At 61.6% G+C, this 24341-nt stretch carries 35 protein-coding genes; 1 reads left to right on the top strand and 34 read right to left on the bottom strand.

The features are described from left to right. Window positions 1-4: 4 nt before the first annotated feature. From AC5RUQ_RS07950 to rpsJ, 31 genes are all read right to left on the bottom strand, one after another. On the bottom strand, window positions 5-895 hold the full coding sequence (locus AC5RUQ_RS07950) for a tRNA pseudouridine synthase A (protein WP_493946790.1): 891 nt from the start codon (window positions 893-895) through the stop codon (window positions 5-7). A gap of 32 nt (window positions 896-927) precedes the next feature. Next, a complete protein-coding gene (gene rplQ / locus AC5RUQ_RS07955) occupies window positions 928-1512 on the bottom strand; it encodes a 50S ribosomal protein L17 (protein WP_493946791.1) in 585 nt (194 codons plus the stop codon). A 72-nt stretch (window positions 1513-1584) separates the two neighbouring features. After that, window positions 1585-2595: a DNA-directed RNA polymerase subunit alpha gene (locus tag AC5RUQ_RS07960; RefSeq protein ID WP_013601812.1), complete on the bottom strand. Its 1011-nt coding sequence runs from the start codon at window positions 2593-2595 to the stop codon at window positions 1585-1587. Window positions 2596-2726: 131 nt separating this feature from the next. Next, the gene (gene rpsK / locus AC5RUQ_RS07965; protein WP_018769149.1) at window positions 2727-3128 is read right to left on the bottom strand and encodes a 30S ribosomal protein S11; all 402 of its coding nucleotides are present in this window, start codon (window positions 3126-3128) and stop codon (window positions 2727-2729) included. A 54-nt stretch (window positions 3129-3182) separates the two neighbouring features. Next, window positions 3183-3557: a 30S ribosomal protein S13 gene (rpsM, locus tag AC5RUQ_RS07970; RefSeq protein ID WP_003803743.1), complete on the bottom strand. Its 375-nt coding sequence runs from the start codon at window positions 3555-3557 to the stop codon at window positions 3183-3185. A gap of 182 nt (window positions 3558-3739) precedes the next feature. Further along, the gene (gene rpmJ / locus AC5RUQ_RS07975) at window positions 3740-3853 is read right to left on the bottom strand and encodes a 50S ribosomal protein L36 (protein ID WP_009358722.1); all 114 of its coding nucleotides are present in this window, start codon (window positions 3851-3853) and stop codon (window positions 3740-3742) included. Window positions 3854-3923: 70 nt separating this feature from the next. Next, complete coding sequence (gene infA / locus AC5RUQ_RS07980) at window positions 3924-4145, bottom strand: translation initiation factor IF-1 (RefSeq protein ID WP_009358723.1); 222 nt, start codon at window positions 4143-4145, stop codon at window positions 3924-3926. 172 nt (window positions 4146-4317) lie between these two features. After that, on the bottom strand, window positions 4318-5253 hold the full coding sequence (locus AC5RUQ_RS07985; RefSeq protein WP_493946792.1) for a P1 family peptidase: 936 nt from the start codon (window positions 5251-5253) through the stop codon (window positions 4318-4320). A 102-nt stretch (window positions 5254-5355) separates the two neighbouring features. Then, window positions 5356-6183: a type I methionyl aminopeptidase gene (gene map, locus AC5RUQ_RS07990; protein ID WP_493946793.1), complete on the bottom strand. Its 828-nt coding sequence runs from the start codon at window positions 6181-6183 to the stop codon at window positions 5356-5358. A gap of 70 nt (window positions 6184-6253) precedes the next feature. Beyond that, a complete protein-coding gene (locus tag AC5RUQ_RS07995) occupies window positions 6254-6823 on the bottom strand; it encodes an adenylate kinase (RefSeq protein WP_205484239.1) in 570 nt (189 codons plus the stop codon). A 5-nt stretch (window positions 6824-6828) separates the two neighbouring features. Then, window positions 6829-8139 (bottom strand): preprotein translocase subunit SecY, encoded by a 1311-nt coding sequence (gene secY / locus AC5RUQ_RS08000; protein ID WP_163161911.1) that lies wholly within the window; start codon window positions 8137-8139, stop codon window positions 6829-6831. Window positions 8140-8355: 216 nt separating this feature from the next. Continuing rightward, window positions 8356-8847 (bottom strand): 50S ribosomal protein L15, encoded by a 492-nt coding sequence (gene rplO / locus AC5RUQ_RS08005; RefSeq protein ID WP_163161909.1) that lies wholly within the window; start codon window positions 8845-8847, stop codon window positions 8356-8358. Continuing rightward, on the bottom strand, window positions 8848-9054 hold the full coding sequence (gene rpmD, locus AC5RUQ_RS08010; protein ID WP_163161907.1) for a 50S ribosomal protein L30: 207 nt from the start codon (window positions 9052-9054) through the stop codon (window positions 8848-8850). A gap of 2 nt (window positions 9055-9056) precedes the next feature. Then, window positions 9057-9779, bottom strand: coding sequence for a 30S ribosomal protein S5 (gene rpsE / locus AC5RUQ_RS08015; protein ID WP_163161905.1), 723 nt, complete (start codon window positions 9777-9779; stop codon window positions 9057-9059). Beyond that, window positions 9776-10159 (bottom strand): 50S ribosomal protein L18, encoded by a 384-nt coding sequence (gene rplR, locus AC5RUQ_RS08020; protein ID WP_163161903.1) that lies wholly within the window; start codon window positions 10157-10159, stop codon window positions 9776-9778. Before rplR ends, rpsE begins: the two co-directional genes overlap by 4 nt. A gap of 2 nt (window positions 10160-10161) precedes the next feature. Next, the gene (gene rplF / locus AC5RUQ_RS08025; protein WP_050054319.1) at window positions 10162-10698 is read right to left on the bottom strand and encodes a 50S ribosomal protein L6; all 537 of its coding nucleotides are present in this window, start codon (window positions 10696-10698) and stop codon (window positions 10162-10164) included. 18 nt (window positions 10699-10716) lie between these two features. Next, window positions 10717-11115: a 30S ribosomal protein S8 gene (rpsH, locus tag AC5RUQ_RS08030; RefSeq protein ID WP_050054318.1), complete on the bottom strand. Its 399-nt coding sequence runs from the start codon at window positions 11113-11115 to the stop codon at window positions 10717-10719. Between the two features lie 94 nt (window positions 11116-11209). After that, on the bottom strand, window positions 11210-11791 hold the full coding sequence (gene rplE / locus AC5RUQ_RS08035) for a 50S ribosomal protein L5 (protein ID WP_066277862.1): 582 nt from the start codon (window positions 11789-11791) through the stop codon (window positions 11210-11212). Further along, window positions 11791-12150, bottom strand: a complete 360-nt coding sequence (gene rplX, locus AC5RUQ_RS08040) for a 50S ribosomal protein L24 (protein WP_056626626.1) — start codon at window positions 12148-12150, stop codon at window positions 11791-11793. Before rplX ends, rplE begins: the two co-directional genes overlap by 1 nt. 3 nt (window positions 12151-12153) lie before the next feature. Next, entirely contained in the window at window positions 12154-12522 is a 369-nt protein-coding gene (gene rplN / locus AC5RUQ_RS08045; RefSeq protein WP_009358299.1) for a 50S ribosomal protein L14, read from the bottom strand. A 790-nt stretch (window positions 12523-13312) separates the two neighbouring features. Beyond that, window positions 13313-13618, bottom strand: a complete 306-nt coding sequence (rpsQ, locus tag AC5RUQ_RS08050; RefSeq protein WP_104042537.1) for a 30S ribosomal protein S17 — start codon at window positions 13616-13618, stop codon at window positions 13313-13315. Further along, window positions 13615-13944, bottom strand: coding sequence for a 50S ribosomal protein L29 (gene rpmC, locus AC5RUQ_RS08055; protein ID WP_163161897.1), 330 nt, complete (start codon window positions 13942-13944; stop codon window positions 13615-13617). The genes rpsQ and rpmC overlap by 4 nt, the downstream gene beginning before the upstream one ends. A gap of 2 nt (window positions 13945-13946) precedes the next feature. Continuing rightward, window positions 13947-14363, bottom strand: coding sequence for a 50S ribosomal protein L16 (rplP, locus tag AC5RUQ_RS08060; RefSeq protein WP_013601829.1), 417 nt, complete (start codon window positions 14361-14363; stop codon window positions 13947-13949). Next, window positions 14364-15197 carry a 30S ribosomal protein S3 gene (gene rpsC / locus AC5RUQ_RS08065; protein ID WP_493946794.1) on the bottom strand — a complete coding sequence of 278 codons (834 nt, stop codon included), beginning with the start codon at window positions 15195-15197 and terminating at the stop codon, window positions 14364-14366. Then, complete coding sequence (rplV, locus tag AC5RUQ_RS08070; RefSeq protein ID WP_009358304.1) at window positions 15198-15563, bottom strand: 50S ribosomal protein L22; 366 nt, start codon at window positions 15561-15563, stop codon at window positions 15198-15200. 38 nt (window positions 15564-15601) lie between these two features. After that, window positions 15602-15883: a 30S ribosomal protein S19 gene (gene rpsS / locus AC5RUQ_RS08075; protein ID WP_018773666.1), complete on the bottom strand. Its 282-nt coding sequence runs from the start codon at window positions 15881-15883 to the stop codon at window positions 15602-15604. 12 nt (window positions 15884-15895) lie between these two features. Beyond that, window positions 15896-16735 (bottom strand): 50S ribosomal protein L2, encoded by an 840-nt coding sequence (rplB, locus tag AC5RUQ_RS08080; RefSeq protein WP_043454598.1) that lies wholly within the window; start codon window positions 16733-16735, stop codon window positions 15896-15898. Window positions 16736-16764: 29 nt separating this feature from the next. Beyond that, window positions 16765-17070: a 50S ribosomal protein L23 gene (gene rplW, locus AC5RUQ_RS08085; RefSeq protein WP_011692807.1), complete on the bottom strand. Its 306-nt coding sequence runs from the start codon at window positions 17068-17070 to the stop codon at window positions 16765-16767. After that, entirely contained in the window at window positions 17067-17690 is a 624-nt protein-coding gene (rplD, locus tag AC5RUQ_RS08090) for a 50S ribosomal protein L4 (RefSeq protein WP_493946795.1), read from the bottom strand. The genes rplW and rplD overlap by 4 nt, the downstream gene beginning before the upstream one ends. Before the next feature lie 4 nt (window positions 17691-17694). Next, on the bottom strand, window positions 17695-18345 hold the full coding sequence (gene rplC, locus AC5RUQ_RS08095; protein ID WP_013601833.1) for a 50S ribosomal protein L3: 651 nt from the start codon (window positions 18343-18345) through the stop codon (window positions 17695-17697). A gap of 17 nt (window positions 18346-18362) precedes the next feature. Next, window positions 18363-18671 (bottom strand): 30S ribosomal protein S10, encoded by a 309-nt coding sequence (gene rpsJ, locus AC5RUQ_RS08100; protein ID WP_003803825.1) that lies wholly within the window; start codon window positions 18669-18671, stop codon window positions 18363-18365. A 401-nt stretch (window positions 18672-19072) separates the two neighbouring features. Here rpsJ and AC5RUQ_RS08105 point away from each other — a divergent pair, with 401 nt between their 5' ends. Then, window positions 19073-20509, top strand: a complete 1437-nt coding sequence (locus tag AC5RUQ_RS08105; RefSeq protein WP_493946796.1) for a GH1 family beta-glucosidase — start codon at window positions 19073-19075, stop codon at window positions 20507-20509. A gap of 10 nt (window positions 20510-20519) precedes the next feature. On the opposite strand, the gene AC5RUQ_RS08110 is transcribed toward AC5RUQ_RS08105, so the two are convergent. From AC5RUQ_RS08110 to fusA, 3 genes are all read right to left on the bottom strand, one after another. Continuing rightward, entirely contained in the window at window positions 20520-20744 is a 225-nt protein-coding gene (locus AC5RUQ_RS08110; protein ID WP_163161109.1) for a hypothetical protein, read from the bottom strand. A gap of 3 nt (window positions 20745-20747) precedes the next feature. Beyond that, complete coding sequence (gene tuf, locus AC5RUQ_RS08115; RefSeq protein ID WP_163161890.1) at window positions 20748-21938, bottom strand: elongation factor Tu; 1191 nt, start codon at window positions 21936-21938, stop codon at window positions 20748-20750. 264 nt (window positions 21939-22202) lie between these two features. Next, entirely contained in the window at window positions 22203-24317 is a 2115-nt protein-coding gene (fusA, locus tag AC5RUQ_RS08120) for an elongation factor G (RefSeq protein WP_493946797.1), read from the bottom strand. Window positions 24318-24341 lie beyond the last annotated feature (24 nt).

The raw sequence follows: 24341 nt of genomic DNA on the forward strand, positions 1-24341 counted from the left end.
GGGGCTACTCCCGGAGCGCCCGGGTGAGCTCGGCGCGGGCCAGCAGCTCGTCGTCGGACGGGTACGCCACTTCCTCCAGCACCAGCGGGTGCGGGGCGGCCAGCACGGACTTGGCATCCCGCTTCCTGGCGAGCAGCCGTTCGTGGAGCCAGGCCGGTTCCTCCACGCCCTCCCCCACGTACAGAGCCGAACCGATCAGGGCCCGAACCATGTTGTGGCAGAAGGCGTCGGCCTGGACGGTGGCCACGATGACGCCGTCCTCCGACCGGGCGAACTCAAAGCGCTGGAGCTCGCGGATGGTGGTGGCACCCTCACGGGGCTTGCAGAACGACAGGAAATTCTGGAGCCCCAGGAGCTTGGCAGCGCCCTCGTTCAGCAGCGAAACGTCCAGCGGATTCTTGTGCCACAGGGTGGAGTACCGGCCCAGCGGGTCCCACAGGGCGGGGCCGTCGGCGATGCGGTAGCTGTAGCGCCGCCAGAGGGCGGAGAAACGGGCGTCGAAGCCGGGGGGCGCCAGCGAGATTCTGTGTACCTCCACTGCGCCGGTGAGGTCACCGAGCACCCGGCTCAGGGCGCCGCGGATCCTGCGGAGCATGGCGACGGCGGGATCCAGTTCGTGCCCGCGCGGCAGGCCCAGCCACTCGGATTCCGTGAGGTCCAGGTGGACCACCTGGCCGCGGGCATGCACTCCGGCGTCGGTGCGCCCGGCAACAGTCACGCGGACGGCACGCCGGAGGAGCATGTGCAGGGCCTCCTCAAGGACGCCCTGGACCGTCCGGAGGCCCGGCTGCAGCGCCCACCCGCTGAAGGGCCCGCCGTCGTACGACACGTCAAGCCGGACACGCAAAAACCCGCCGCCCCCCATTACGGGGGCCGCGGGTTTTTGGTCGTTCATAGAACTAAGTCTATGCGAAGAAAATCAGCGAATTACTTCGCGTCCTTCTCCTCGGCAGCGGGAGCTTCAGGAGCTTCCTCAGCGGCCGGAGCCTCTTCGGTTGCTGCCTCTTCAGTTGCAGCGTCCTCGGCAGGAGCCTCAGCAGCTTCGGTCTCGGCAACCTCAGCCTCGGGAGCTTCCTCGGCAACCGGAGCAGCCTTGTCTGCATCCCGCTTGGCAGCGGCGGTAGCCTCAGCGACTACAGCCTGCTTGGCGGAAACCGGCTCGAGAACCAGTTCGATGACAGCCATGGGAGCGTTGTCGCCCTTGCGGTTGCCGATCTTGGTGATGCGGGTGTAGCCGCCGTCGCGGTTCTCCACAGCCTGGGCGATGTCGGTGAACAGCTCGTGGACGACGCCCTTGTTGCTGATCAGGCCGAGCACGCGGCGGCGGGAAGCGAGGTCGCCACGCTTGGCGAAGGTCACCAGGCGCTCTGCGTACGGCTTCAGGCGCTTGGCCTTGGTGACCGTGGTGGTGATCCGCTTGTGCTCGAACAGGGATGCTGCCAGGTTCGCGAGCATGAGGCGCTCGTGAGCCGGGCCGCCTCCGAGGCGCGGACCCTTAGTGGGGGTAGGCATAATTGTTTCTCCTCAAATGGAAGCCGTGGGCCGGGCACACCATGGTGCCCTGCCCGCCGGCCAAGGTCTGGTTTAGAGTTCGTCGTCGCCGAAGGCGGCGTCGTCCTCTTCGATTGCTGCGGCGCGTGCTGCGAGGTCAAAACCGGGAGGCGAGTCCTTGAGGGACAGGCCCAGTTCAACCAGCTTTGCCTTGACCTCGTCAATGGACTTGGCACCGAAGTTACGGATGTCCATCAGGTCAGCCTCGGAGCGGGCAACGAGTTCACCCACGGTGTGGATGCCCTCACGCTTGAGGCAGTTGTAGGAACGGACGGTGAGGTCCAGATCCTCGATCGGCAGGGCCATGTCGGCTGCCAGGGCAGCGTCGGTGGGCGACGGGCCGATCTCAATACCTTCAGCTGCGGTGTTCAGCTCACGTGCCAGACCGAAGAGCTCCACCAGGGTGGTGCCTGCGGAAGCGACGGCATCGCGCGGGGCGATGGCCTGCTTGGTCTCGACGTCGACAATCAGCTTGTCGAAGTCGGTGCGCTGCTCAACACGGGTTGCTTCCACGCGGAAAGTAACCTTCAGCACCGGCGAGTAGATGGAATCGACCGGAATACGGCCAATTTCTGCGTCGCCGGACTTGTTCTGAGCTGCCGAAACGTAGCCGCGGCCGCGCTCGATGGTCAGTTCGAGTTCGAACTTGCCCTTCGAGTTCAGCGTGGCAATGTGCAGATCCGGGTTGTGGAATTCGACGCCGGCCGGCGGAGCGATGTCCGCGGCGGTGACGACTCCGGGGCCCTGCTTGCGCAGGTAAGCGACAACCGGCTCATCGTGCTCGGAGGAAACCGAGAGGCTCTTGATGTTCAGGATGATCTCAGTGACATCTTCCTTGACACCCGGAACCGTGGTGAACTCGTGCAGCACGCCATCGATCCGGATGCTGGTTACAGCAGCACCGGGGATGGAGGAGAGCAGGGTACGGCGGAGGGAGTTTCCGAGGGTGTAGCCGAAGCCCGGTTCCAGCGGTTCAATGATGAAACGCGAACGGTTTTCTGAAACTACCTCTTCGGAGAGGGTGGGGCGCTGTGCAATGAGCACTTAGGTTTCCTTTCGGCGAGCATCCGCTATATGACGCAACACAGGTGGTGGAAATTCGGTCTGAAGACTTAACGCGCTGGGCTTGCCCGGACCATCGACGGTCCGGGCAAGCTCATGCGGCGTGGAAAGCCTTAGACGCGGCGGCGCTTCGGCGGGCGGCAGCCGTTGTGCGCAGCGGGGGTGACGTCCTGGATGGAGCCAACCTCGAGGCCTGCGGCCTGCAGCGAACGGATCGCGGTCTCGCGTCCGGATCCCGGTCCCTTGACGAAAACGTCAACCTTGCGCATGCCGTGCTCCTGGGCGCGCTTGGCAGCGGCTTCGGCAGCCATCTGGGCAGCGAACGGAGTGGACTTACGCGAGCCCTTGAAGCCAACCTCACCTGAGGAAGCCCAAGAGATAACAGCGCCGTTCGGATCCGTGATGGAAACGATGGTGTTGTTAAAAGTGCTCTTGATGTGCGCCTGGCCAAGCGCGATATTCTTCTTGTCCTTCTTACGCGGCTTGCGAACCGCGCCACGAGTCTTCGGGGGCATTATTTCTCCTACAGAAAGTTATCGGGGGAAAGTCCGTTAATCCCGGCGGGGATTTTAACGGGCCTTCTTCTTGCCGGCGACGGTGCGCTTCGGGCCCTTGCGGGTACGGGCGTTGGTCTTCGTACGCTGTCCGCGTACGGGCAGGCCCTTGCGGTGGCGCAGGCCTTCGTAGCTGCCGATTTCAACCTTGCGGCGGATATCTGCTGCTACTTCGCGGCGAAGGTCACCCTCAACCTTGTAGTTGCCTTCAATGTAGTCACGCAGCTCAACCAGCTGTGCATCAGTCAGGTCCTTGACGCGAACGTCAGCGCTGATGCCAGTGGCAGCCAGGGTTTCGTGTGCACGGGTCTTGCCCACGCCGTAGATGTAAGTAAGCGCAATTTCCAGCCGCTTTTCGCGGGGAATGTCTACGCCAGCGAGACGAGCCATAGTGGCAGTACTCCTTGATAAACCGGAGGTCGTAGGCAGTACACCCGCACGTTCTGTGCGGCCCCAGCCTCCGACCGGGGGTTAGCTGTCCGGACTCTTTCGAGCTCAATGTTCCAGATCAGCTTGTGCTGCCTTTATTTACTTGCGTGGGTTAGCAACCCAGGATTTCCCGAGAAGGGAAATTAGCCCTGGCGCTGCTTGTGGCGCGGGTTCTCGCAGATCACCATGACCCGGCCATTACGGCGGATCACTTTGCACTTTTCGCAGATCTGCTTGACGCTCGGCTTGACCTTCATGGCATTCCTTTGCGTGTGGCAGTTGGTCAACTGGAGCGGACATCAGTTCGCACTGAAGCCGCCCAGCAATTTACTTGTAGCGGTAGACGATACGACCACGGGTGAGGTCGTACGGGCTCAGCTCCACCACTACGCGGTCCTCAGGGAGAATCCTGATGTAGTGCTGACGCATCTTTCCAGAGATGTGTGCCAGTACGATGTGCTTGTTGGTGAGCTCAACGCGAAACATCGCGTTAGGCAGCGCCTCAGTCACAACGCCTTCGATCTCAATGACCCCGTCCTTCTTGGCCATACCCTCCGCTAACTGTTGTTGCCGCAGTCCTGCCGGATTGCACCGGGCATGACCACGAACGTTTTTGTTGGATCGATTGTCAGTTCCAGGCCCCAAAAGGGCGTGGCAGTCCAGACAACCAACAAACAACACTACTCCGTATCGCTGTAAAAGTTAAATCGGCAATACTAACCTACCGGGCGCCGTACGCACCATAATCACCGGCCGGAGTGCTCACGGCTTCCGCGCTGGCCACGCCGTCGAGGATGGCCAAACGGACGACGTCGGCTGCCGCGCTTTGCAGCGCGATGAGACTGACCTGCCGGGCAGCTTCGTCCGTGCGGTCGAGCGCCACAGCTTGGGTGGACAAGCAGAAAACCGTGTCCCCGTCGCCAAGAGTGTGCGAAGGATTCAGTGCCCGGGCGATCCCGGCATGGGAGGCTGAAGCAGTCCGCTTGCATTCGGCCACGTCCAGGACTCCGTTCGTTGCCACAACAACCAGCGTGGTGTTCGTCGTGGTGGCCGCTTTCACCGGCGCTGGTACTTCAGGTTTGTTCTGGTCAAATGGCAGTCCCAGCGCGTTCACAACAGCAATTGCCCCCACAACAATGCCGTTTTCGAGTGCGATTGATGCCGTACCTACTCCGCCTTTATGGGTTCGGGCCAGCAACGCTCCTGTGCCGGCACCCACATTGCCGCGTCCGACGTCGTGCCCGTCCTTTTGCGCAGCGGCGGCGGCGGTTGCGGCGTAACCCATCTCCGCCGTCGGACGGGCTGAGAAGTCACCGCCGCGGCCCAGGTCGAAGATCGCGGCTGCCGGGACGATGGGCACTACTCCCCCGGGCACCGCAAAGCCCCGGTTGTTTTCCTCGCACCAGCGCTGGGCGCCTGACGCGGACACCAGGCCGTACGCGCTGCCGCCGGTAAGCACCACGGCGTCCACCGCACTGACCAGGGTGGTGGGATCGAGTGCATCCGTTTCGTGGGTGGCCGGTCCGCCGCCCTGGACATCGACTGATCCAACCGTGGCCGGCGGGGGCAGGACCACCGTCACGCCACTTAGCCAGCCGGCGTCAGTCTTCTGTACGTGGCCAACCCTGATCCCGGGCACGTCGGTGATTGCTCCCATGGCACCCATTGTTCCCCCTCCCTCAACCAAGTAGCGCCAAGTGTCGTTTTGAAGGGTCAAAACGACACATGGCGCTACCTGGTTGGGCTGGGCGAGCGGAAACTATGGGATGGGGACGGGGGTGACGCCGAGGGGCACGAGATGCTCCGCGCCGCCGTCGGGCGCTGACAGCACCCAGATGCCCTTGTCATGGACCGCCACTGAATGCTCCCACTGGCAGGAGCGCTTGCCGTCCGTGGTGACAACGGTCCAGTCGTCCTCAAGCACGGCGGTGTCGATGCTGCCGCGCACCAGCATGGGCTCGATCGCCAGGCAAAGGCCGGGACGGATCTTGGGGCCGCGGTGGCTGGTGCGGTAGTTGAGCACGTCCGGGGCCATGTGCATTTCAGAGCCGATGCCGTGCCCCACATAGTCCTCGAGGATGCCCAGCGGCTTGCCCGGCACGGAGGATACGTAATCGTCGATTGCGGCGCCGATGTCGCCCACGTGCTTGCCCGTGGCCAGTGCGGCGATGCCCCGCCACATGGCTGCGCGGGTGACGTCGGAGAGGCGCTGGTCCTCGGGGTCCGCGGTGCCCACAATAACGGTGCGCGCCGAGTCGGAGTGCCAGCCGTTCACGATTGCGCCGCCGTCGATCGAGATGATGTCGCCGTCGCGGAGCACACGGCTGCCGGGGATGCCGTGCACCACCTCCTCATTGACGGAGGTGCAGATGGTCGCCGGAAAGCCGTGGTAGCCGAGGAAGTTGGACTTCGCGCCGGCTTCGTTCAGCACAGCAGCGAACACGTCGTCCAGGTGCTTGGTGGTAACTCCGGGCACGGCTGCTGCAACCGCTGCATCCAGGGCACGGCTCAGGACCAGGCCTGCTTCGTGCATGGTGCGCATCTGGGCGTTGGTCTTGTATTCGATACGGGGCTGGCCAAAGGCCATGGTGTTTCCTTTCAAATGGCTGAGGCTCCTCCCGTTTACCGGGAGGAGCCTCGGAAATGCTTTGCCTGGATCAGGCAGCCTGTGCGGCCTTGATGGCCTGCATGACGCGGTCCGTGACCTCGTCGATGGGGCCGATCCCGTCCACCTGGGTAAGGATGCCGCGCTCGGCATACTTGGCCACCACGGCTTCGGTCTGCTCGTGGTACAGGTCAAGGCGGTGGCGGATGACGGCTTCGTTGTCGTCGCTCCGGCCCGTTTCCTTGGCCCGGCCGAGGAGGCGGTGGACCAGTTCCTCGTCGTCGGCGGTCAGCTGCAGGACGACGTCGAGCTTCTCTTCGCCCTTGGCGAGGATCTCATCGAGGTAGTCCACCTGCGCCGTGGTGCGGGGGTAGCCGTCCAGGAGGAAGCCGTTTTCGACGTCGGACTCGCTGAGGCGGTCGCGCACCATCTTGTTGGTCACGCTGTCCGGAACGAAGTCGCCGGCGTCCATATACTTCTTGGCTTCAATGCCAAGCGGCGTTTCGCCCTTTACGTTTGCACGGAAGATGTCGCCGGTGGAGATCGCCACAACGCCGAGGCGCTCCGAGATCCGCTCTGCCTGCGTTCCTTTTCCGGAACCGGGAGGTCCAATAATCAGCATTCTCGTCATCGCAAAAGCCCTTCGTAGTGACGTTGTTGTAGCTGCGCATCAATCTGCTTGACGGTCTCCAGGCCAACGCCCACCATGATCAGGATCGAGGTGCCACCGAACGGGAAGTTCTGGTTCGCGTTGATCAGTACCAGTGCCACCAGCGGAATCAGCGCCACGAAGCCCAGGTACAGGGCGCCTGGCAGGGTGATCCGGGACAGCACATACTGCAGGTAGTCAGCGGTCGGTTTGCCCGCGCGGATACCAGGAATGAAGCCGCCGTACTTCTTCATGTTGTCCGAGACCTCTTCAGGGTTGAAGGTGATCGCGACGTAGAAGTAGGTGAAGAAAACGATCATGGCGAAGTAAAGCACCATGTAGATCGGCTGGTCACCGCGGACCAGGTTGTTGTTGATCCATTCCACCCAAGGCTGGATCTGCTCGCCCTGCCGGGGCTGGTTGAACTGGGAGATCAGGCCCGGCAGGTACAGCATGGAGGAAGCGAAGATCACGGGGATAACACCGGCCATGTTGACCTTGATGGGGATGTACGTGCTGGTACCTCCCACGGTGCGGCGGCCGATCATGCGCTTGGCGTACTGCACCGGCACGCGGCGCTGCGACTGCTCAACGAAGACCACCAGGGCCACGGTCAACAGGCCGATGGCGAGGACCATAAAGAACGTTCCGGGACCCTGCGAGCTCCAGATGGCGCCGAGGGAGGTGGGGAACGTGGCCGCGATGGACGTGAAGATGAGCAGGGACATACCGTTGCCCACGCCCTTCTCGGTGACGAGCTCACCCATCCACATGATCAGGCCGGTGCCGGCCGTCAGGGTGATGATGATCAGGATGGTGGTGATCACGCTGGTGTCCGGGATGATCGGCAGGTTGCAGCCGGGAAGAAGCTGCCCGGACCGCGCCAGGGAGACCAGGGTGGTGGCGTTCAGCAGGCCCAGCGCGATGGTGAGGTACCGCGTGTACTGGGTCAGCTTGGACTGCCCGGACGCGCCCTCTTCGTAGAGCTGCTGGAACCGGGGAATCACCACCCGGAGCAGCTGGACGATGATGCTTGCCGTGATGTACGGCATGATGCCGAGGGCAAAGATGGACACCTGGAGCAACGCGCCGCCGCTGAACAGGTTAACGAGCTGGTACAGGCCGCCTGCGGTCTGACCGTTCTGCAAGCATTGCTGGACATTCTGGTAGTCCACACCTGGCGAGGGAATGAAAGCACCCAAGCGGAAGATGGTGATGATTCCCAGCGTGAACAACAACTTGCGTCGCAGATCAGGCGTGCGAAAGGCCCGGCCAAATGCGCTAAGCAAGCGTCCTCCTGGTGGTGTTAATAAGAGTTGTGATGGGGATCTATAAATCCCAACAACCGAGTCTAACGGTTGGATGCGCCATGCGAACAATCCGGGAAAGCGCGCATGCGGCGGGTGGCGGGAAAAATACGCCCGGCGGATGTGAAAAACTCCCGGTCTCCAGGGCCTTGGCCCCGGAGACCGGGAGTTCAACAACGGGCTTGGCGCCCACCGGCTCTAGAGAGCGGTGGTGCTTCCGCCTGCTGCAGCAATCTTTTCAGCGGCGCTGGCCGAGAATGCGTGGGCGGTGACGTCAACCTTGACGGTGATGTCGCCGGTGCCCAGCACCTTGACGGGCTGGTTCTTGCGAACGGCACCCTTTTCGACCAGGTTCTCCACGGTGACTGCGCCACCTTCCGGGAACAGCTCGTTGAGCTTGTCCAGGTTTACAACCTGGAACTCAACCCGGAACGGGTTCTTGAAGCCGCGCAGCTTCGGCAGGCGCATGTGCAGCGGCAGCTGGCCGCCGGCAAAGCCAGCCTTGACCTGGTAGCGGGCTGCAGTACCCTTGGTGCCACGACCGGCGGTCTTACCCTTGGAGCCTTCACCACGACCAACGCGGGTCTTGGCGGTCTTGGCACCCGGGGCGGGACGCAGGTGGTGAACCTTCAGGGCGTTCTGCTTCTCAGCAGCGGCGCTCTGTGCCTTGTCAGCAGTGTTCTCTGCCATTTACTTCGCCTCCTCTACCTGTACCAGGTGCGGAACCGTGTTCAGCATTCCCACGGTGACGGCATCGGCGGTGCGGACAACGGTGTGTCCGATCCGCTTCAGGCCGAGGGACCGCAGGGTGTCGCGCTGGTTCTGCTTGCCGCCAATGGCGGACTTGATCTGAGTGATCTCCAACTGGACGTCGGAGGGAATCAGGTTCTTAGCCATAACTAGACACCCGCCTTCGAATTCAGGAGAGCCTTCACCAGTGCCGGCGGAGCGATCTCGTCGAGGGGCAGGCCGCGGCGTGCTGCCACTGCTGCCGGCTCTTCGAGGCGCTTCAGGGCATCAACGGTCGCGTGAACGATGTTGATGGCGTTGGAGGAACCGAGCGACTTGGAGAGGATGTCGTGGATGCCCACGCACTCCAGTACTGCACGGACCGGGCCACCGGCGATAACACCGGTACCGGCGGAAGCCGGACGCAGCATTACGACGCCTGCAGCGGCCTCACCCTGGACGCGGTGCGGGATGGTGCTGCCAACGCGGGGAACGCGGAAGAAGGACTTCTTAGCCTCTTCAACGCCCTTCGCGATTGCGGCAGGAACTTCCTTAGCCTTGCCGTAGCCAACGCCGACCATGCCATTGCCGTCACCGACGACGACCAGGGCGGTGAAGCTGAAGCGACGACCACCCTTGACCACCTTGGAGACGCGGTTGATGGTGACAACGCGCTCTACGAACTGGCTCTTCTCGGCTTCACGGCCGCCGTCGCGGCCGCCACGGCCACCACGGTCGCCGCGGCCCTGGCCACGGTCGCCACGCTCACCGCGACGAGCGCCACCACGGCGGTCATCGGCAGCTGCGGGCGCAGTGGTCTCAGCGGCAGCTACGGCTTCGGTAGCCTTCTGATCTGCAGACACAGTGTCCTTTTCCTTGTTTGCTTCCGTCACAGTGACAGCCCACCTTCACGTGCACCGTCAGCGACGGCGGCAATCCGGCCGTGGTACTTGTTACCACCGCGGTCGAAGACAACAGCTTCGATACCGGCAGCCTTGGCACGCTCTGCGACGAGTTCGCCAACGCGCTTGGCCTTGGCAGTCTTGTCGCCGTCGAATGCACGAAGGTCGGCTTCCAGAGTGGAGGCGCTCGCTACGGTCAGGCCCTTGGTGTCATCGACAACCTGGACGAATACGTGGCGTGCGGAACGGTTGACGACCAGACGAGGACGTACAGCCGTACCGGAGATGCGCTTACGGATACGAAGCTGGCGGCGGCTGCGCTGGGCAGACTTGCTCTTGTTCGTACGCTTCTTGTTAATTGAGATGGCCATGGTTACTTACCAGCCTTTCCGACCTTGCGGCGGATGACTTCGCCGGCGTAACGGATGCCCTTGCCCTTGTAGGGGTCCGGCTTCCGCAGCTTGCGAATGTTGGCAGCAACCTCGCCGACCTGCTGCTTGTTGATACCTGAAACAGAGAGCTTGGTCGGGGTCTCAACTGCAAAGGTGATGCCCTCCGGTGCGGAGACATTGACCGGGTGGCTGAAGCCGAGAGCGAACTCAAGGTCAGATCCCTTGGCCTGAACGCGGTAACCGGTACCGACGATTTCAAGCTTCTTCTCGTAGCCCTTGGTAACGCCCTCGATCATGTTGGAGATCAGGGTGCGGGTCAGGCCGTGGAGTGAACGGGAGGCGCGCTCGTCGTTCGGGCGGGCGACAGTCAGGGTGTCTGCATCCAGGGTGACCTCGATCGGGCTGGCCACAGTGTGGTTCAGCTCGCCCTTGGAACCCTTAACGCTGACGACAGAGCCGTCAACCTTGACCTCAACGCCGGCAGGAACGGTGATGGGGAGACGTCCAATACGTGACATTATTCTCTTCCTTTCCCGTTACCAGACGTAAGCGAGGACTTCGCCGCCCACGCCCTTCTTGCCGGCCTGCTTGTCAGTCAGGAGGCCGGAAGAGGTGGACAGGATTGCGACACCCAGGCCACCCAGCACGTGCGGCAGGTTGGTGGACTTTGCGTAAACGCGCAGTCCCGGCTTGGAAATACGACGAACACCAGCGATTGAACGCTCGCGGTTCGGTCCGAACTTGAGCTCGATGGTCAGCTTCTTGCCAACCTCAGCGTCTTCTTCCTTCCAGCCGGCGATGAAGCCTTCGGCCTTGAGGATGTCAGCAACACGTGCCTTGAGCTTGCTGTACGGCATGGACACGGAATCGTGGTATGCCGAGTTTGCATTGCGCAGACGCGTAAGCATGTCTGCGACAGGATCTGTCATTGTCATTGTGGGCTCTTGCCCTTCCTCATAACGGTTTCCGCGGTGCTGCTTTCCTGAACGGATTCAGAAGCCGGACCGCCGGACCTTTTACGTAGTTAGATTAGTCTTCGGCCTTGAACGGGAAACCAAGCGCCTTAAGCAGCGCGCGGCCTTCGTCATCGGTCTTGGCAGTGGTGACAACCGTGATGTCCATACCGCGGACGCGGTCGATCTTGTCCTGGTCGATCTCGTGGAACATAACCTGCTCGGTCAGACCGAAGGTGTAGTTGCCGTTACCGTCGAACTGCTTGCCGGAGAGACCACGGAAGTCCCTGATACGGGGCAGTGCGAGGGTGACCAGACGGTCCAGGAATTCCCACATGCGGTCGCCACGCAGGGTAGCGTGTGCACCGATGGGCATGCCTTCGCGCAGCTTGAACTGAGCGATCGACTTACGGGCCTTGGTTACCTGCGGCTTCTGGCCGGTGATCTGGGTGAGGTCGCGGACAGCGCCGTCGATCAGCTTGGAGTCCTTGGCGGCATCTCCAACACCCATGTTCACAACGACCTTCACGAGGCGCGGAACCTGGTTGACGTTTTCGTACTTGAATTCCTCAATGAGCGTGCTCTTGATGGATTCGGCGTACTTGGTCTTCAGACGAGGAACGATCTTCGTTGCCGGAGTCTCGAGAGTCTCAGTCATTAGATGTCCTTCCCTGAGCTCTTGGCCACGCGCACGCGCACTTCACGCTTCACGCCATTGCGCTCAACGGTCTCGGTGCGGAAACCGACGCGGGTGGGCTTCTTGGTGGACGGGTCAACCAGAGCCACGTTGGAGATGTGGATCGAAGCTTCAACAACTTCGATGCCACCGGTCTTGGTGCCGCGCTGCGACTGACCGACCTTGGTGTGCTTGGTAACGCGGTTGATGCCTTCGACCAGCACGCGGTTGGTCTCGGGGAACACGCGCAGGACCTTGCCCTGCTTGCCGCGGTCGCCGCCGCGCTCAGCCTTGGCGCCAGTGATGACCTGAACCAGGTCACCCTTCTTGATCTTAGCCATGGACTAGAGCACCTCCGGAGCCAGAGAAACGATCTTCATGAACTTCTTGTCACGCAGTTCACGACCAACCGGTCCGAAGATACGGGTACCGCGGGGGTCACCGTCGCCCTTCAGGATCACAGCTGCGTTCTCGTCAAACTTGATGTAGGAACCATCCGCACGGCGGCGTTCCTTCTTGGTACGGACGATGACTGCCTTAACAACATCGCCCTTCTTTACGTTGCCGCCGGGAATTGCATCCTTGACGGTGGCGACAATGACGTCACCGATGCCTGCGTAGCGACGGCCGGATCCACCGAGAACGCGAATGGTAAGGATTTCCTTAGCACCCGTGTTGTCGGCGACCTTGAGTCGCGACTCCTGCTGAATCACTATTTACTCCTTGCGTCGCGCCGGTTCTCAGACCGAAAATCTTCCTACGGAATGAGCCTTGCGGAACGGTTGATCGGGGTGTCTCTTGACCTGCCTGGATTTTGCCAGACCAGGCCTAAACGCCCGTGCCAGAAGCAGTTGCTCCCATCCGGTCCAGGAAATCCTGGGCGCAAGGGGGCACTATGCCGTGGCACGCTTGTTTACGAGGTTGATGTCGGCGCACTAAGGGCGCCATACAAACTCAATATCCTAGCACGTTTTCCGCCCATCCCCATATCACCGCCGGCGCTCCCCCGCAAGACGGACGACGGCGACACGCACGGCAGCCTTTTGTCCCGCCTGACCTGCTACTTGCGCAGGAAGCCGCCGCACCGCCGTCGTCCGCTCCACCACCTCCTGCACCTTTTCAAGCAACGCCCCACCACTTCCCGCAGGCTGCCTGGGACGCTCTCTCACTTGATGTGCCCTTTCGGTTGACGCTCCCTCACTTGATGTGCCCTTTCGGTTGACGCTCCCTCACTTTCCTGAGAGGAGTGAGAGAGCGTCCGTTAAAAACAGGCTTTAAGTGAGAGAGCGTCCGTTAAAAACAGGCGTTAAGTGAGAGAGCGTCGAGGGGGACGACGGCGTCACGCACCGCAGCCTATTGGCCCACCCTGCCACTCCCCCAGACCCGCGACCGCCGTCGTCCCGTCCCTGAAAGCATGCCCAGCGTGACGGGGCGCAGCTGTTAAACGCGGAAGCCCCCGCTCCCAAAGGGAGCAGGGGCTTCCGGATACCGAAGCAGCAGGTGCTACTTGGCCTTCTCGAGGATCTCCACGAGCCGCCAGTTCTTCGTGGCGGACAGCGGACGGGTCTCGGCGATGACAACGAGGTCGCCGATGCCGGCGGTGTTCTCTTCGTCGTGGGCCTTGACCTTGGAGGTACGGCGGATGACCTTGCCGTACAGGGCGTGCTTCACGCGGTCTTCAACCTGGACAACGATGGTCTTTTCCATCTTGTCAGAGACCACGTAGCCGCGACGCGTCTTGCGGTAACCGCGCTGCTCAGCCGTGGCTGCGGTAGCAGTTTCGGTCACGTTCTCGTCCTTTTCACTCACTTGGCATCCTCCTCGGTCTCAACCGTTTCAGCCTTGTCGGCCTTCTTGGTTGCTGCCTTCTTGGACTTCTTTTCTTCCTTGGCTTCCACAACCGGTGCGGCAACCTCGGCACGAATGCCCAGCTCGCGCTCACGGAGAACGGTGTAGATGCGGGCGATGTCCTTCTTTACCGCGCGCAGACGACCGTGGTTCTCCAGCTGTCCGGTGGCGGACTGGAAACGCAGGTTGAACAGCTCTTCCTTGGCCTTGCGGAGTTCTTCAACGAGACGCTCGTTGTCGAAACCGTCCAGCTGTGCGGGAGCCAGATCCTTGGATCCTACTGCCATTTCTATTCACCACCTTCGCGACGCAGAATGCGTGCCTTCAACGGGAGCTTGTGGATTGCCAGGCGCAGGGCCTCGCGTGCTACCGATTCTTCGACGCCGGAGATCTCAAAGAGAACCCGACCCGGCTTGACGTTTGCGACCCACCATTCCGGTGAACCCTTACCGGAACCCATGCGGGTTTCGGCAGGCTTCTTGGTGAGGGGACGGTCCGGGTAGATGTTGATCCAGACCTTACCGCCACGCTTGATGTGGCGGGTCATGGCGATACGGGCGGATTCGATCTGACGGTTGGTGACGTACGCCGGGCTCAGGGCCTGGATGCCGTACTCACCGAAGGAGACCTTGGTGCCGCCCGTAGCAGCGCCGGAACGACCCGGGTGGTGCTGCTTACGGTGCTTGACTCGACGTGGGATAAGCATTTAAGCCTGTCCTCCTTCTGCTGCCGGAGCAGCAGCTTCAGCTGCCGGAGCCTCGGCAGCAGGAGCTGCGTCAGCGGCCGGACGGTCGTTGCGACGGCGGCGGTCACCACGGTCAGCGCCACCCGGGCGGCCGGGACGGTCGCTCGGACCGCGGCCACGGGACGGAGCGGAAGCGGCCTGCTGGGCCAGTTCCTTGGCGGTGATGTCACCCTTGTAGATCCAAACCTTCACACCGATGCGGCCGAAGGTGGTCTTGGCTTCGTAGAAGCCGTAGTCGATGTTCGCGCGGAGGGTGTGCAGGGGCACACGGCCTTCGCGGTAGAACTCCGAGCGGGACATTTCAGCGCCACCCAGTCGACCCGAGCAGGCGATACGGATGCCCTTGGCACCTGCACGCTGTGCGGACTGCATGGCCTTCTTCATCGCGCGGCGGAAAGCCACACGTGAAGTCAGCTGCTCAGCAACGCCCTGGGCAACAAGCTGTGCTTCCATCTCGGGGTTCTTGACCTCGAGGATGTTCAGCTGGACCTGCTTGCCGGTGAGCTTTTCGAGCTCGCCGCGGATGCGGTCTGCTTCTGCTCCACGGCGGCCGATGACGATGCCCGGGCGGGCCGTGTGGATGTCCACGCGGACACGGTCACGGGTGCGCTCGATCTCAACCTTGGCGATGCCGGCACGCTCCATGCCCGTGGACATGAGCTGGCGGATGCGGATGTCTTCGCGAACGAAGTCCTTGTACCGCTGGCCGGCCTTGGTGCTGTCAGCGAACCAGTGCGATACGTGATCGGTGGTGATGCCGAGTCGGAACCCGTGCGGGTTTACTTTCTGTCCCACTTAGCGAGCCTCCTCTTTCTCCGGGGTAGCGACTACCACGGTGATGTGGCTGGTGCGCTTCTTGATCTGAAATGCGCGACCCTGGGCACGCGGCTGGAACCGCTTCATGGTCGGGCCTTCATCAACAAACGCTTCGCTGATGATGAGGTCGCCTTCGTCAAACGCCACGCCGTCGCGGTCCGCGAGGACCCGGGCGTTGGAGATTGCCGACTGAACTACCTTGAATACCGGCTCTGAAGCTGCCTGTGGGGCAAACTTCAGAATTGCCAGAGCCTCATTCGCTTGCAAACCACGAACAAGGTTGACGACGCGCCGGGCCTTCATAGGCGTTACGCGGATGTGGCGCGCAATTGCCTTGGCTTCCATTGCTTTCCTTCTCTCGTCTTTGACGTAAGTGCAGGCGCCTAGCGGCGCTTGCCCTTACGGTCGTCCTTGACATGGCCGCGGAATGTCCGCGTGGGAGCGAATTCGCCGAGCTTGTGCCCGACCATCGACTCAGTGACAAACACCGGAATGTGCTTGCGTCCGTCGTGTACGGCGATCGTGTGCCCGAGCATGTCGGGGACGATCATCGAACGGCGTGACCAGGTCTTGATGACGTTCTTGGTGCCCTTTTCGTTTTCCCTGGCTACCTTCACAAAGAGGTGCTGGTCAACGAAAGGACCTTTTTTCAGGCTGCGTGGCATGTGTCCAGGCTCCTATCGCTTGTTCTTGCCAGTACGACGGCGACGAACAATAAGCTTGTCGCTCTCTTTGTTGGGGCGGCGGGTGCGGCCTTCCCGCTTACCGTTCGGGTTGACGGGGTTACGTCCACCCGACGTCTTACCCTCGCCACCACCGTGCGGGTGGTCAACCGGGTTCATGGCGACACCACGGACGGTCGGGCGGACGCCCTTCCAGCGCATACGGCCGGCCTTGCCCCAGTTGATGTTCGACTGCTCGGCGTTGCCCACCTCGCCGACGGTTGCGCGGCAGCGCACGTCAACGTTGCGGATTTCACCGGAAGGCAGACGCAGCTGGGCGAAGCGGCCTTCCTTGGCGACGAGCTGGATGGATGCACCAGCGGACCGGCCCATCTTGGCGCCGCCGCCCGGGCGCAGTTCAACTGCGTGGATAACGGTACCCACGGGGATGTTGCGCAGGGGCAGGTTGTTGCCAGGCTTGATGTCAGCGTTGGCACCTGCCTCTACGAAGTCACCCTGGGACAGCTTGTTCGGGGCGATGATGTAACGCTTGGTGCCATCAACGTAGTGCAGGAGGGCGATGCGAGCCGTACGGTTCGGATCGTACTCAATTTCAGCAACGCGGGCGTCAACGCCGTCCTTGTCGTGGCGACGGAAGTCGATCAGACGGTACTGGCGCTTGTGTCCGCCACCCTTGTGACGGGTGGTGATCTTACCGGTATTGTTACGGCCGCCCTTTTTGGGCAGCGGACGTACCAACGACTTTTCCGGCGTCGACCGCGTGATTTCGATGAAGTCCGCTACGCTCGAGCCACGACGGCCCGGGGTAGTCGGCTTGTATTTACGGATTCCCATAATTTATTTCCTCGTTAAAGTGGTCTCCGCTACGCGAGCGGACCGCCGAAGATGTCGATAGTGCCTTCTTTGAGGGTCACAATTGCACGCTTGGTGTTCTTGCGGGTACCCCATCCGAATTTGGTGCGCTTGCGCTTACCGGCACGGTTGATGGTGTTGATCGATTCGACCTTGACGGAGAAGATCTTCTCCACGGCCAGCTTGATCTCGGTCTTGTTCGACCGGGGGTCCACCAGGAAGGTGTACTTGCCCTCGTCGATCAGGCCGTAGCTCTTTTCCGACACGACGGGCGCAAGCACGACGTCGCGGGGATCCTTGATGGTGGCTGCACTCACTTGGCATCCTCCTCATTCTTTGCCACTGCCTTGCCGGCAACGAATGCTTCGTAGGCAGCCTTGGTGAAGACAACGTCATCAGACACGAGAACGTCGTAGGTGTTCAGCTGGTCTGCGTACAGAACGTGAACACCGTCGAGGTTGCGCACGGACAGTGCAGCAACATCGTTGGCGCGCTCGATGACAACCAGCAGGTTCTTGCGGTCGGAAACGCCGCGCAGCGTTGCAAGTGCAGCCTTGGACGACGGCTTGGAGCCCTCAACCAGTTCGGCAACAACGTGGATGCGTCCGTTGCGCGCCCGGTCAGACAGTGCGCCACGCAGTGCAGCAGCAATCATCTTCTTGGGGGTGCGCTGGCTGTAGTCACGCGGAGTGGGACCGTGGACAACGCCACCGCCGGTCATGTGAGGAGCACGGATGGAACCCTGACGGGCGCGGCCGGTGCCCTTCTGCTTGAACGGCTTGCGTCCTGCACCGGAAACTTCAGCGCGGGTCTTGGTCTTGTGGGTACCCTGGCGAGCAGCAGCGAGCTGGGCAACGACAACCTGGTGCAGCAGCGGCACGTTGGTCTGAACGTCGAAGATCTCTGCAGGCAGGTCAACCTGGACAGTGTTAGCCATTGAACTAGGCTCCCTTCACGGCGGTGCGTACGAGTACGACCTGGCCGCGGGCACCGGGAACGGCGCCCTTGATAAGGAGCAGCGACTTCTCGACGTCAACCGCGTGAACCGTGAGGTTCAGCGTGGTGTGACGAACGGCGCCCATGCGGCCGGCCATTTTCATGCCCTTGAAGACGCGGCTCGGGGTGGATGCGCCACCGATTGAACCGGGCTTACGGTGGTTCTTGTGGGCACCGTGGGAAGCTCCAACGCCGTGGAAGCCGTGACGCTTCATAACACCGGCGAAGCCCTTACCCTTGGTGGTGCCGATGACGTCGATCTTCTGGCCGGCTTCGAAGACCTCTACGGAGAGCTCCTGGCCCAGCTCGTACTCAGCAGCATCTGCGGTACGGAGTTCGACGACGTGGCGGCGAGGCGTGACGCCTGCCTTCTCAAAGTGACCAGCCAGCGGCTTGGTAACCTTGCGGGGATCGATCTGGCCGTAGCCGATCTGTACGGCTACGTAGCCATCAGCTTCTGCGTTGCGCAGCTGGGTGATGACGTTCGAATCTGCCTGGACCACAGTGACGGGGATGAGCTTGTTGTTCTCGTCCCAGACCTGGGTCATGCCGAGCTTCGTGCCCAGCAGGCCCTTTACGTTACGGGTTGCGGTCATAGTCTCTCAGCACCTCCCTACAGCTTGATTTCGATGTTCACGTCTGCCGGCAGGTCGAGACGCATAAGCGAGTCAACAGCCTTCGGCGTGGGATCGATGATGTCGATAAGACGCTTGTGCGTGCGCATTTCGAAGTGCTCGCGGCTGTCCTTGTACTTGTGCGGAGAGCGGATGACGCAGTACACGTTCTTCTCCGTCGGCAGCGGCACGGGGCCGACTACCGTTGCGCCTGCGCGCGTGACCGTCTCAACGATCTTCCGTGCTGAAACGTCAATGACCTCGTGGTCGTATGACTTCAGCCGGATGCGGATTTTTTGTCCCGCCATGTCGCCTGACTCTCTTTCAGTCTGTGCTTCCCCTGGTTGGGGCTGCCCTGTTCACTTACTCGTTGTATGGCTGCCGAAGCAATTGAGGTCGTAACCACCATCCGCCGCACAAACTGAATCCGGATGAATCCGGGTTCCTCACCTTGCCGGCGTAACCGACCCCCGCGGTCGGGCGTGTCGCGCTTGGCACGCATACAAATCCGCAATTCCATGGGGAGGGGGTTATGTTTGGTCTTCCACTTGGACCCTGGCACCCGGCATTATCCGGATCGGGACACGAAGAAGCGCTTGAACAACTCATCTAGTATGCCGGAATTTGGCGCCAGAAGCGAATTGGCCCATACCGGGGGCCAGTCCGAGGGATCATTGCCTTCGGCAACACCGGAATGGATGATAGGGGCATGACGCTGGAAAGCACCGAATCCGTGACCGAACTGGCCAGCCGCATGCCGCCGTCGTTCACCCTGGGCGTCGCAGCCGCAGCCTTTCAAATCGAAGGAGCCCTGACCCAGGGCGGCCGGGGCCCGTCCGGGTGGGACGCCTTCGCCGAGAAGCCCGGCAGCATTATGGACGGGCACTCCCCCGCGGTGGCTTGCGACCACTATAACCGCCTGCCGGAGGACATCGCCCTCCTGCAGGAGCTTGGTGTGGACTCCTACCGCTTCTCGTTGTCCTGGCCAAGAATCCAGCCCGAAGGCCAGGGACGACTCAACGCGGAGGGACTGGACTTCTACGACCGGCTGATCGACCAGTTGCTGGCAGCCGGCGTCTCCCCCATGGCCACCCTTTATCACTGGGATACTCCCCTGCCGCTGGAACACCGGGGTGGTTGGATGAACCGTGAAACAGCGGAACGGTTTGGCGAGTATGCCGCCGCCGCCGGCGAACGCTTCGGGGACCGCGTCGCGCAGTGGGTGACACTCAACGAACCGTTGTCGGTGACCCTGAACGGCTACGCCCTGGGCGTCCACGCCCCCGGCCGCACCCTGATGTTCGATGCCCTCCCGGCGATCCACCACCAACTCCTGGCCCACGGTCTCGGCGCACAGGCCCTGCGTGCGGCAGGGGTAAAGGGAGACGTAGGCGTAACCAATCTGCACTCCCCTGTCCGGCCGGCCAGCGGAAAGGTCGGAGACAAGCTGGTGGCGAAGCTGTACGACCTCCTGATGAACAGGATCTACGCCGACCCAGTGCTGCTGGGCCGCTACCCGCACCTGCCCCTGTACGCTAGGCCATGGCTGCGGTCCATCGGCCAGATTTCCGAGGCCGACCTGCAGACCATCCACCAGCCACTGGACTTTTACGGCCTCAACTACTACTTCCCGGTGAAGGTTGCCCTGGGCCGCGGGGTTACGCCTATTCCTGCCAATACGCACAAGGCGGTAGCCAGGCTTCCTTTCCATGAGGTGGGCTACCCGGAGTACAGCAGCACCGGATTCGGCTGGCCTGTAGCTCCTGAGCACCTGGGCATCCTGCTCAAAGAACTCCAGGACCGGTATGGGACTGCACTCCCCCCGGTTTACATCACCGAAGGCGGCGCCAGTTACCCGGAGCCCGACCAAGTGTCCGGGCCCGTCCAGGATGAGGACCGTATGAACTACATCGCCTCGCACCTGCGTGCAGCACTGGACGCCACCTCGCCCGGCGGGATGGCTTCGGCCGTGGACCTGCGCGGCTATTACGTGTGGACCCTAATGGACAATTTCGAATGGGCGGCCGGTTACTCCCAGCGCTTCGGCCTGGTCCACGTGGATTTCGAAACGCTGGAGCGTACGCCTAAGCAGTCCTTCTACTGGTACCAGTCGCTCAGCAAGGCACGCCGGGCCGCGGCAGGCTAGCCCTGCGCCGCTACTGGTTTTTGTTCGCCCGGTTGATCCGCTTGGCGCGATCGATTTCGTGGCGGAAGTGCTTCTTGGCCCAGAAGACACCGGCGACCACGGCGACAACGATGATCAGAAAAATAAGCCATCCCATGATGAACTCCTTTCGGTCCAGCAACAGTATCAGGCAGGAGTTAACCAAAAAGAACAGCCCCGCTGCAGTAGCAGCGGGGCTGTTCTTCAGTTCAAACAAGAATTACTTGTTGATCTTGGTAACGCGTCCTGAACCAACGGTGCGGCCGCCTTCGCGGATTGCGAAGCCGAGGCCCTCTTCCATAGCGATGGGCTGGATGAGCGCAACGGTCATCTCAGTGTTGTCGCCAGGCATAACCATTTCCGTGCCCTCGGGCAGGGTGATAACGCCGGTTACGTCCGTGGTACGGAAGTAGAACTGCGGGCGGTAGTTGGAGTAGAACGGGTTGTGACGTCCGCCTTCGTCCTTGGAGAGGATGTAGACGTTAGCCTCGAAGTCGGTGTGCGGGGTGATGGAACCCGGCTTGACGACAACCTGGCCACGCTCTACGTCATCGCGCTTCAGACCGCGGAGCAGGAGGCCACAGTTCTCGCCGGCCCATGCTTCGTCGAGCTGCTTGTGGAACATCTCGATACCGGTAACCGTGGTCTTCTGGACCGGGCGGATGCCGACGATCTCGACCTCAGAGTTGATGGCGAGGGTTCCACGCTCGGCGCGGCCCGTAACAACGGTGCCACGGCCGGTGATGGTGAAGACGTCCTCGATGGGCATCAGGAACGGCTTGTCACGGTCACGTACGGGGTCCGGAACAGACTCGTCAACAGCAGCCATCAGGTCCTCGACGGACTTGACCCACTCCGGGTCGCCTTCCAGTGCCTTGAGGCCGGAAACGCGGACAACCGGTGCTTCGTCGCCATCGAAGCCCTGCGAGCTGAGGAGCTCACGAACTTCCATTTCAACGAGGTCCAGCAGTTCCTCATCGTCAACCATGTCGGACTTGTTCAGCGCGACCAGCAGGTAGGGAACACCAACCTGGCGGGCGAGCAGAACGTGCTCGCGGGTCTGTGCCATCGGGCCGTCAGTGGCGGCAACCACGAGGATTGCACCGTCCATCTGTGCAGCACCGGTGATCATGTTCTTGATGTAGTCAGCGTGACCGGGGGCGTCTACGTGTGCGTAGTGGCGCTTTTCGGTCTGGTACTCAACGTGGGAGATGTTGATGGTAATGCCGCGCTGACGCTCTTCGGGAGCAGAGTCAATCGACGCGAAGTCACGCTTCTCGTTGAGAGTCGGGTACTTGTCGTACAGCACCTTGGAAATGGCGGCCGTCAACGTCGTCTTACCGTGGTCAACGTGACCAATGGTGCCGATGTTAACGTGCGGCTTAGTCCGCTCGAACTTTGCCTTTGCCACAGGTTCCTCCTAGAACGTTTTCAAATGACATACCCTTCAGCCGCGCTTGTCGCGGCAGAAACTCAGGTAAGTCTACTTGGGGGGCTTTGGATTGGTGAAATTGCAGATTCAGGAACTAATACTAGTCCCTCGAGCCTGTTCGTGCAGATGGCCGGAACCCGGCTTGACCGGACTGCATCCGACCGAAAACCGGCCACCTGCACCAGGCGGGCCTCCGTCAACCGGAAGCACACCCGAGTTTGTTCGCTTCGAAAGTCCGAAAGACTATTCGCCGCGGGTCTTCTGGATGATCTCGTCGGCAACTGCCTTCGGGACCTCGGCGTAGCTGTTGAACGTCATGGAGTACACAGCGCGGCCCTGGGTCTTCGAGCGCAGGTCACCGATGTAACCGAACATGCCGGACAGCGGAACGTGCGCACGGATGACCTTGACGCCCTGTGCATCTTCCATGGACTGCATCTGGCCGCGGCGGGAGTTGAGGTCACCGATGACTTCACCCATGTATTCCTCAGGGGTGCGGACCTCGACATCCATCAGCGGTTCGAGCAGGACAGGGTTCGCCTTACGTGCAGCTTCCTTGAAAGCCATACGGCCGGCGATCTTGAACGCCATTTCCGACGAGTCAACATCGTGGTACGCGCCATCAATCAGCGTGGCCTTAATGCCGACAACCGGGTAACCGGCCAGGACGCCGTCGTTCAGCGCATCCTGGATACCAGCGTCAACAGACGGAATGTACTCGCGGGGAACGCGGCCACCGGTGACCTTGTTCTCGAACTCGTACAGCTCGCCCTCGGCGGTGTCCAGCGGCTCGATCGCGATTTGGATCTTTGCGAACTGACCCGAACCACCGGTCTGCTTCTTGTGCGTGTAGTCGTGGCGTTCGACGGCGCGCTTGATGGTTTCGCGGTAGGCAACCTGGGGCTTACCAACGTTGGCCTCGACCTTGAATTCGCGGCGCATGCGGTCCACCAGGATGTCCAGGTGGAGCTCGCCCATGCCGGCGATGATGGTCTGGCCGGTGTCTTCGTTGAGGGACACCTGGAAGGTGGGGTCCTCAGCGGAGAGCTTCTGGATGGCCGTGGAGAGTTTCTCCTGGTCACCCTTGGTGTTCGGCTCGATGGCAACCGAGATCACGGGCTCCGGGAAGCTCATGGACTCGAGGACGATCTGGTTGGCGGAGTCGCACAGGGTGTCACCCGTGGTGGTGTCCTTCAGACCGATGGCTGCGTAGATGTGGCCTGCGGTAGCGCCGTCAACGGGCATTTCCTTGTTGGCGTGCATCTGGAACAGCTTGCCGATGCGCTCCTTCTTGCCCTTGGTGGAGTTGACCACCTGGGCGCCTGCTTCAACGTGACCGGAGTACACGCGGATGAAGGTGAGCTGGCCGAAGAACGGGTGCGCTGCGATCTTGAAGGCAAGAGCCGAGAACGGCTCTTCCGAAGACGGTTTGCGGGTCAGTTCCTTCTCTTCGTCGCGAGGATCGTGACCGATCATCGGCGGGACGTCGAGCGGGTTCGGCAGGTAGTCGACGACAGCATCGAGCATGGGCTGTACGCCACGGTTTTTGAACGCGGAACCGCAGAAGATCGGGTACAGCTCGGAGTTGATCGTCATCTTGCGGATGCCGGCCTTGAGCTCGTCGATCGAGATCTCTTCGCCCTCAAGGTACTTCTCCATGAGTTCCTCGGAGGACTCTGCAACAGCCTCAACGAGGTGTGCGCGGTACTCCTCGGCCTTTTCCTGGAGGTCAGCCGGGATCTCGCGGACCTCGTACTTCGCACCCATGGTGACGTCACCCTTGGCATCGCCGGGCCACACCAGTGCGCGCATGTAAAGGAGGTCCACGACGCCGATGAAGTCGTTCTCGGCACCGATCGGCAGCTGCATAACGAGCGGCTTGGCGCCCAGGCGGCTGATGATGGTGTCTACCGTGAAGTAGAAGTCAGCGCCCAGCTTGTCCATTTTGTTGACGAAGCAGATACGAGGGACGTTGTACTTGTCAGCCTGGCGCCAGACAGTCTCAGACTGCGGCTCAACGCCTTCCTTGCCATCGAAGACGGCGACGGCGCCGTCGAGGACGCGCAGGGAGCGCTCAACCTCAACGGTGAAGTCAACGTGGCCGGGGGTGTCGATGATGTTGATCTGGTTGTTCTCCCAGAAGCAGGTCACGGCGGCAGACGTGATGGTGATGCCGCGTTCCTTTTCCTGTTCCATCCAGTCAGTGGTCGAAGCGCCGTCGTGCGTTTCGCCGATCTTGTGGTTCACACCCGTGTAGAACAGGATGCGCTCGGTTGTGGTGGTCTTGCCGGCATCAATGTGGGCCATGATGCCGATGTTGCGGACCTTACTAAGGTCGGTAAGCACGTCCTGTGCCACGGGGTCTCCTTTTGGGATGGACTA

This window comes from Arthrobacter sp. MDT2-3, assembly GCF_059090465.1.

Coding starts and splice junctions, on each gene's coding strand:
- rplD (WP_493946795.1), bottom strand. CDS start 17,690: ATGGCTAACACTGTCCAGGTTGACCTGCCTGCAGAGATCTTCGACGTT.
- rpsH (WP_050054318.1), bottom strand. CDS start 11,115: ATGACAATGACAGATCCTGTCGCAGACATGCTTACGCGTCTGCGCAAT.
- rpmC (WP_163161897.1), bottom strand. CDS start 13,944: ATGGCAGTAGGATCCAAGGATCTGGCTCCCGCACAGCTGGACGGTTTC.
- rpsS (WP_018773666.1), bottom strand. CDS start 15,883: ATGCCACGCAGCCTGAAAAAAGGTCCTTTCGTTGACCAGCACCTCTTT.
- infA (WP_009358723.1), bottom strand. CDS start 4,145: ATGGCCAAGAAGGACGGGGTCATTGAGATCGAAGGCGTTGTGACTGAG.
- rplX (WP_056626626.1), bottom strand. CDS start 12,150: ATGGCTAAGATCAAGAAGGGTGACCTGGTTCAGGTCATCACTGGCGCC.
- rplO (WP_163161909.1), bottom strand. CDS start 8,847: ATGGCAGAGAACACTGCTGACAAGGCACAGAGCGCCGCTGCTGAGAAG.
- rpsK (WP_018769149.1), bottom strand. CDS start 3,128: ATGCCCCCGAAGACTCGTGGCGCGGTTCGCAAGCCGCGTAAGAAGGAC.
- map (WP_493946793.1), bottom strand. CDS start 6,183: ATGGCCTTTGGCCAGCCCCGTATCGAATACAAGACCAACGCCCAGATG.
- rplB (WP_043454598.1), bottom strand. CDS start 16,735: ATGGGAATCCGTAAATACAAGCCGACTACCCCGGGCCGTCGTGGCTCG.
- rplV (WP_009358304.1), bottom strand. CDS start 15,563: ATGGAAGCCAAGGCAATTGCGCGCCACATCCGCGTAACGCCTATGAAG.
- rplF (WP_050054319.1), bottom strand. CDS start 10,698: ATGTCACGTATTGGACGTCTCCCCATCACCGTTCCTGCCGGCGTTGAG.
- rplQ (WP_493946791.1), bottom strand. CDS start 1,512: ATGCCTACCCCCACTAAGGGTCCGCGCCTCGGAGGCGGCCCGGCTCAC.
- AC5RUQ_RS07950 (WP_493946790.1), bottom strand. CDS start 895: ATGAACGACCAAAAACCCGCGGCCCCCGTAATGGGGGGCGGCGGGTTT.
- rpsJ (WP_003803825.1), bottom strand. CDS start 18,671: ATGGCGGGACAAAAAATCCGCATCCGGCTGAAGTCATACGACCACGAG.
- rpmJ (WP_009358722.1), bottom strand. CDS start 3,853: ATGAAGGTCAAGCCGAGCGTCAAGCAGATCTGCGAAAAGTGCAAAGTG.
- AC5RUQ_RS08105 (WP_493946796.1), top strand. CDS start 19,073: ATGACGCTGGAAAGCACCGAATCCGTGACCGAACTGGCCAGCCGCATG.
- rplR (WP_163161903.1), bottom strand. CDS start 10,159: ATGGCCATCTCAATTAACAAGAAGCGTACGAACAAGAGCAAGTCTGCC.
- rplE (WP_066277862.1), bottom strand. CDS start 11,791: ATGACTGAGACTCTCGAGACTCCGGCAACGAAGATCGTTCCTCGTCTG.
- rplP (WP_013601829.1), bottom strand. CDS start 14,363: ATGCTTATCCCACGTCGAGTCAAGCACCGTAAGCAGCACCACCCGGGT.
- AC5RUQ_RS07995 (WP_205484239.1), bottom strand. CDS start 6,823: ATGCTGATTATTGGACCTCCCGGTTCCGGAAAAGGAACGCAGGCAGAG.
- rplC (WP_013601833.1), bottom strand. CDS start 18,345: ATGACCGCAACCCGTAACGTAAAGGGCCTGCTGGGCACGAAGCTCGGC.
- rpmD (WP_163161907.1), bottom strand. CDS start 9,054: ATGGCTAAGAACCTGATTCCCTCCGACGTCCAGTTGGAGATCACTCAG.
- AC5RUQ_RS07985 (WP_493946792.1), bottom strand. CDS start 5,253: ATGGGAGCAATCACCGACGTGCCCGGGATCAGGGTTGGCCACGTACAG.
- rpsM (WP_003803743.1), bottom strand. CDS start 3,557: ATGGCTCGTCTCGCTGGCGTAGACATTCCCCGCGAAAAGCGGCTGGAA.